Source organism: Methylobacterium sp. XJLW, from assembly GCF_003254375.1.
Classification (GTDB): Bacteria; Pseudomonadota; Alphaproteobacteria; order Rhizobiales; family Beijerinckiaceae; genus Methylobacterium; species Methylobacterium fujisawaense.
Map to the genome: position 1 here is coordinate 4,126,459 of NZ_CP016429.1, position 6,042 is coordinate 4,132,500.

A 6,042-nucleotide genomic window follows, 5' to 3' on the forward strand; every position below is an offset into this window, starting at 1 on the left:
ATCGCCTCAGCGCACCGCCGCATCGCGCTGGGCGATGGCGGTGGCGCTCTTCGACTTCTGCATGGTGGCGTCGATCTGCTCCCGCTGACGCTTGAACTCGGCGAGCAGGCGCCCGTCGAGCTCCCGGCCACGCGGGACACGGATCTTCATCGGATCGACGAAGTGGCCGTTGATGATCACCTCGTAGTGAAGATGGGCGCCGGTCGACAGGCCGGTCGAGCCGACATAGCCCACGACCTGCCCTTGCCGGACCTTGACGCCCTCCCGGATGCCGCGGCCGAACCGTGACATGTGGTTGTAGGTCGTCACGTAGCCGTTGACATGCTGGATCTCGACCCGGTTGCCATAGCCCGAGGTCATCTCGGAGCGGATCACCACGCCGTTGCCGGCTGCCATGATTGGGGTGCCAATCGGATTGGACCAGTCGACGCCGGTGTGAAGCTTGGCATAACCCAGGACCGGATGGCGCCGGTAGCCGAAGCCGGAGCGCATAATCCCGTCGGCGATGGGCTTGCGCAGCAGGAATTTCTTCAGCGAGCGGCCCTGCTCGTCGAGATAGTCGATCGTCCCGTCATCCGGGGATTGGAAGCGGTAGACCTTGCGGGTCTCGCCACCGAGCGTCAGCGCCGCGTAGAGAAGATCCGGACGGTCGGCGCTGGCATCGTCGTCGGTGCTGTAGAACACGTCGAGCCCGTCGCCGCTGCTGATGCGGCGCTGGAAGTCCAGGTCGTAGCTGAACACCCGGACGATATCCTCGACGGCGGCCCGCGGCAGGTCGTGGCGCGCGGCCGTCTCGTAGAGGCTCTGATACAGCCGCGGCCCCGAACCGGAATCCGCATCCTCGTCTTCGCCGGGTTCAGCCTGAGCCTGCGGCTTGGGGGAGGGGGATTCCTCGGAGGGCGGCGCCACCGAGACGAAGGCGCCGCGATCGTTCAGGGCAGCGATGCCCTCGATGCCGTTCTCGCCATAGAGCACGACGCGGGTCACCTGGCGCGGATCGCCGGGATGAGGGCCCGGCGCGATCTGCACGCGCATCGGCTGGCCCTCGTTGAGGGCGGCCGTGCGGGCCTTGCCGCCGAGCGCCGCGACGATGCCGCGGATCGCGTCGTCGCTGGCGAAGCCGATGGCCTTGAGGGTCGATTCCAGGGTCTCGCCGCGCTTCAGCGCGAGGTCGCGCTCTTCGACGAGGGGCGCTTCATTGGGCTTGAGTTCGACCTTGGCGACCTTCGTGACGTTCTCGGGGACGACCAGCACCTCGATCGCCTTGAACGGGTTGGCATCCTTCGGCGCCGTGCCGTCACCATCCCCCGTCGCGCCCTGCTGGAGCGTGCGCGACAGCATGATCTGCGGGGCGATCGGAATCGCGGCACGACGGCCCGCCTCGGCGGCGATGCGGCGCTCCTCCTCCACCTGCGCGGTGACGTCGTCGTCGGTGAGTGCGGGTGCATTGGGGTCGACGGCGGCCTCAGCCAGATCGCGCTTCACCACGGTGACCTCGGCGCCGGGGGCATCGGCAGAGGCCTCGGGGGCACGCTCCAACGGTTCGTCGGATACGAACTTCATCGGATCGAAGCGGGGGGGCTCGCTCGCGTAAACGCCCGTCGTCATCGACAGGGGTGTGGTGAGCCGTACGAACGCCTTAGCCTTGATGATCTCGCGATCCCCGAGGCGAACCGTGACGGGCGCCCGGAAACTCTGCTTGGCCGACGCGATCATCAGGTTGCGGATCAGTCGGTCACCCTTCCGGGCGATATTGGCGCCGCTTTCGCTCGGCTGCGGTCGCGGCAAGACCGTCGCCTTCTCGGGAATGGCCGCGAAGGACACGTCCCCCTGAAGGGAAACATGGAGAGCCGCCGCGATCAGGCCGGCCCCGGTCAGGCCGGTGAGGCTGCTGGCGCAAAGCCATCGCAGGTTGACGGCGCGACGGTCGATCTGGGTCGCCGTTGCGCCGAGATGATCGAGGGGCGCCTGTACTCCACGCGCCGGGGAGAGGGCGGCCACATCGCCGATCTTGAGTCGCTCGCGCTTCACTCGAAGGCCCTGAAAACACAACGGCGAACGGGCGTCCTCGCAGGACTCGAGGCGCTGAAGCCGAATCTGATGATGCCGGAAGCGGCATCTGTCCCTATGAACTCATCTCACGGCCCAGCGTGTCGAGATTGAGGCGCCTTGACCCCGGGCCGTTGGAGGACGCCGACATGTTGGCCAAGGCCGGCGAGAACGGGACAACGCGGCGGTTCGGAACGGAATCGCGAAACGCCGGTTGACGGCCCGGAACGGTGGGCCTATACCCCGGCTCATCGGCGCCGGCCGCGGAAGTGGACCGGGCGCTGAGGCATCTTCTGACAAGCGGCGGGATTGGCCGGCGGGTTCAGCCGGGCGGCCTTCTGTTTTCTGCGAGATGCCGGCTCTGCGGAGGGCCGCTACGGCGGTTTCGAGGCGGGGTTGACAGGAAGATCGGCGGGCTCTAGACGCCCTCCACCGCTGAGGCGGACCACTGAACAGTCGGTCCGGTATCACGGTTCCTCCAGTCGAGCAAGGGTCCCTCGGGCGTCAGCCCGGACGGTCTGTTGCCGGCGCGGGCTTCGGGTGACCGGAGCCGCTCTTTGACAAGTTGGAATTGAGGAAGGGAGACGCGGGCGGCGTTTGTCCTTGCGGCCAGGCCTTAGGGTCTGGCGTGAGAGACTTGTGCCGATCTGTTGTTCTTCTTTCTGAGCTCACCGACGGGTGTTTGGCGCTGTGAAGCGTTGGATGCTTGGTCGATGTGAGGCTCCGTCTGAGAATATACGTGATCGGCCAGATCAATCTCTTCAACGTGAGAGTTTGATCCTGGCTCAGAGCGAACGCTGGCGGCAGGCTTAACACATGCAAGTCGAGCGGACCTTTCGGGGTCAGCGGCGGACGGGTGAGTAACGCGTGGGAACGTGCCTTCCGGTTCGGAATAACCCTGGGAAACTAGGGCTAATACCGGATACGCCCTTATGGGGAAAGGTTTACTGCCGGAAGATCGGCCCGCGTCTGATTAGCTAGTTGGTGGGGTAACGGCCTACCAAGGCGACGATCAGTAGCTGGTCTGAGAGGATGATCAGCCACACTGGGACTGAGACACGGCCCAGACTCCTACGGGAGGCAGCAGTGGGGAATATTGGACAATGGGCGCAAGCCTGATCCAGCCATGCCGCGTGAGTGATGAAGGCCTTAGGGTTGTAAAGCTCTTTTATCCGGGACGATAATGACGGTACCGGAGGAATAAGCCCCGGCTAACTTCGTGCCAGCAGCCGCGGTAATACGAAGGGGCTAGCGTTGCTCGGAATCACTGGGCGTAAAGGGCGCGTAGGCGGCGTTTTAAGTCGGGGGTGAAAGCCTGTGGCTCAACCACAGAATGGCCTTCGATACTGGGACGCTTGAGTATGGTAGAGGTTGGTGGAACTGCGAGTGTAGAGGTGAAATTCGTAGATATTCGCAAGAACACCGGTGGCGAAGGCGGCCAACTGGACCATTACTGACGCTGAGGCGCGAAAGCGTGGGGAGCAAACAGGATTAGATACCCTGGTAGTCCACGCCGTAAACGATGAATGCCAGCTGTTGGGGTGCTTGCACCGCAGTAGCGCAGCTAACGCTTTGAGCATTCCGCCTGGGGAGTACGGTCGCAAGATTAAAACTCAAAGGAATTGACGGGGCCCGCACAAGCGGTGGAGCATGTGGTTTAATTCGAAGCAACGCGCAGAACCTTACCATCCTTTGACATGGCGTGTTACCCAGAGAGATTTGGGGTCCACTTCGGTGGCGCGCACACAGGTGCTGCATGGCTGTCGTCAGCTCGTGTCGTGAGATGTTGGGTTAAGTCCCGCAACGAGCGCAACCCACGTCCTTAGTTGCCATCATTCAGTTGGGCACTCTAGGGAGACTGCCGGTGATAAGCCGCGAGGAAGGTGTGGATGACGTCAAGTCCTCATGGCCTTACGGGATGGGCTACACACGTGCTACAATGGCGGTGACAGTGGGACGCGAAGGAGCGATCTGGAGCAAATCCCCAAAAGCCGTCTCAGTTCGGATTGCACTCTGCAACTCGAGTGCATGAAGGCGGAATCGCTAGTAATCGTGGATCAGCATGCCACGGTGAATACGTTCCCGGGCCTTGTACACACCGCCCGTCACACCATGGGAGTTGGTCTTACCCGACGGCGCTGCGCCAACCGCAAGGAGGCAGGCGACCACGGTAGGGTCAGCGACTGGGGTGAAGTCGTAACAAGGTAGCCGTAGGGGAACCTGCGGCTGGATCACCTCCTTTCTAAGGATGCTGACAGCAGGATGACCGGTTCTCCGGTCCGCTCCTCGGACGGCGTCATTAGGATATCAGGGCTCAGTCAGAGCCCATTGGCGGGACAGATGCCGCCCTCGTTTCTCTTCCTCACCAGATAGCGCGATCGCTCAAGCGATCCGACTGCGGCTGATGCTGCGGTTTGGTCTCGCGACAGCTTGATCGTACTGGGCCTGTAGCTCAGGTGGTTAGAGCGCACCCCTGATAAGGGTGAGGTCGGACGTTCGAGTCGTCCCAGGCCCACCATGGACGGGACGTTCGACCTGCTGGCATGCCCTTGGGGACATAGCTCAGTTGGGAGAGCGCGTGCTTTGCAAGCATGAGGTCGTCGGTTCGATCCCGTCTGTCTCCACCATCTTTTTGGGACTTGGCGTCGTGCAAACGGCCGCCGCCCGAAGGTGTGTGTCGAGGCCGCTATCTGGAGACTGCGTTTGCCGCGGCAATGATCAGCGAGGACCGACAGGTTCGGTTGATGCTGCCGTGTGCGAAAACAATCAGTGACATCGTGAAGAGGGAATGTGGCCGTCAGGCGCGCGAAAGCGTCTGCCCGGCGGTCATGTTCGGCAAGCATACGGTGATCGGGTCGGAAACGATCTGATCACTGGTCTTTTTGTGACCGTGTCGCGCTGATCGGCCAGCCTTACGGCTGTCGGATCAGCGACGGACATCGATCACGAGAGCGATCAAGTGCCTTAAGAGCATTCGGTGGATGCCTTGGCGCTGAGAGGCGATGAAGGACGTGGTACGCTGCGATAAGCCTTGGGGAGCTGCGAACGAGCTTTGATCCAGGGATTTCCGAATGGGGAAACCCACCTTCGACCTTCCGTATTGCGGGACCAGGCGCGAGCCTGGTTCCTCAATACGGTTGGTCACATGAAGGTATCAAATCCTGAATCCATAGGGTTTGAAGCGAACCCGGGGAACTGAAACATCTCAGTACCCGGAGGAAAGGACATCAACGAGACTCCGTCAGTAGTGGCGAGCGAACGCGGATCAGGCCAGTGCCTGTGTTGAGTTTACCGGAACGGTCTGGAAAGGCCGGCGCGATGGGTGACAGCCCCGTACGGGACGGACGATACACAGGACTCGAGTAGGGCGGGACACGTGAAATCCTGTCTGAACATGGGGGACCACCCTCCAAGCCTAAGTACTCCTCAGCGACCGATAGCGAACCAGTACCGTGAGGGAAAGGTGAAAAGCACCCCGACGAGGGGAGTGAAACAGCACCTGAAACCGGATGCTTACAAACAGTGGGAGCTCAAGGTTCGTCCTGAGTGACCGCGTACCTTTTGTATAATGGGTCAGCGACTTAAAGTTACGAGCGAGCTTAAGCCGATAGGTGGAGGCGCAGCGAAAGCGAGTCTGAACAGGGCGTTCAGTTCGTGGCTTTAGACCCGAAACCGAGTGATCTAGCCATGTGCAGGATGAAGGTGGGGTAACACCCACTGGAGGTCCGAACCAGTGCCCGTTGAAAAGGTCTTGGATGACGTGTGGCTAGGGGTGAAAGGCCAATCAAACTCGGAAATAGCTGGTTCTCCGCGAAAGCTATTTAGGTAGCGCCTCGAGTGAATACCTCACGGGGTAGAGCACTGGATGGGCTAGGGCCGCCCACAGCGGTACCAAACCCAACCAAACTCCGAATACGTGAGAGTACTGCTCGGGAGACACACGGCGGGTGCTAACGTCCGTCGTGGAGAGGGAAACAACCCTGACCGACAGCT

At 61.7% G+C, this 6,042-nt stretch carries 1 protein-coding gene, 2 tRNA genes and 2 rRNA genes (1 of these 5 only partly in view); 4 read left to right on the forward strand and 1 reads right to left on the reverse strand.

What is annotated here, in order from left to right:
• Positions 1-6 precede the first annotated feature (6 nt).
• Entirely contained in the window at positions 7-2,031 is a 2,025-nt protein-coding gene (locus A3862_RS19160) for a M23 family metallopeptidase (protein ID WP_043757645.1), read from the reverse strand.
• Between the two features lie 780 nt (positions 2,032-2,811).
• Between A3862_RS19160 and A3862_RS19165 the strand changes: the two genes are divergently transcribed.
• The 4 genes from A3862_RS19165 to A3862_RS19180 form a co-directional block, all read left to right on the forward strand.
• Positions 2,812-4,291 (forward strand): 16S ribosomal RNA (locus A3862_RS19165).
• Between the two features lie 199 nt (positions 4,292-4,490).
• Positions 4,491-4,567: transfer RNA gene (locus A3862_RS19170), tRNA-Ile, on the forward strand.
• Positions 4,568-4,600: 33 nt separating this feature from the next.
• Positions 4,601-4,676 (forward strand) — tRNA-Ala (locus A3862_RS19175).
• A 326-nt stretch (positions 4,677-5,002) separates the two neighbouring features.
• Positions 5,003-6,042: ribosomal RNA gene (locus tag A3862_RS19180) — 23S ribosomal RNA — on the forward strand (it continues 1,760 nt past the right edge of the window).
• Together the 16S and 23S rRNA genes with 2 tRNA genes alongside form the textbook arrangement of a ribosomal RNA operon.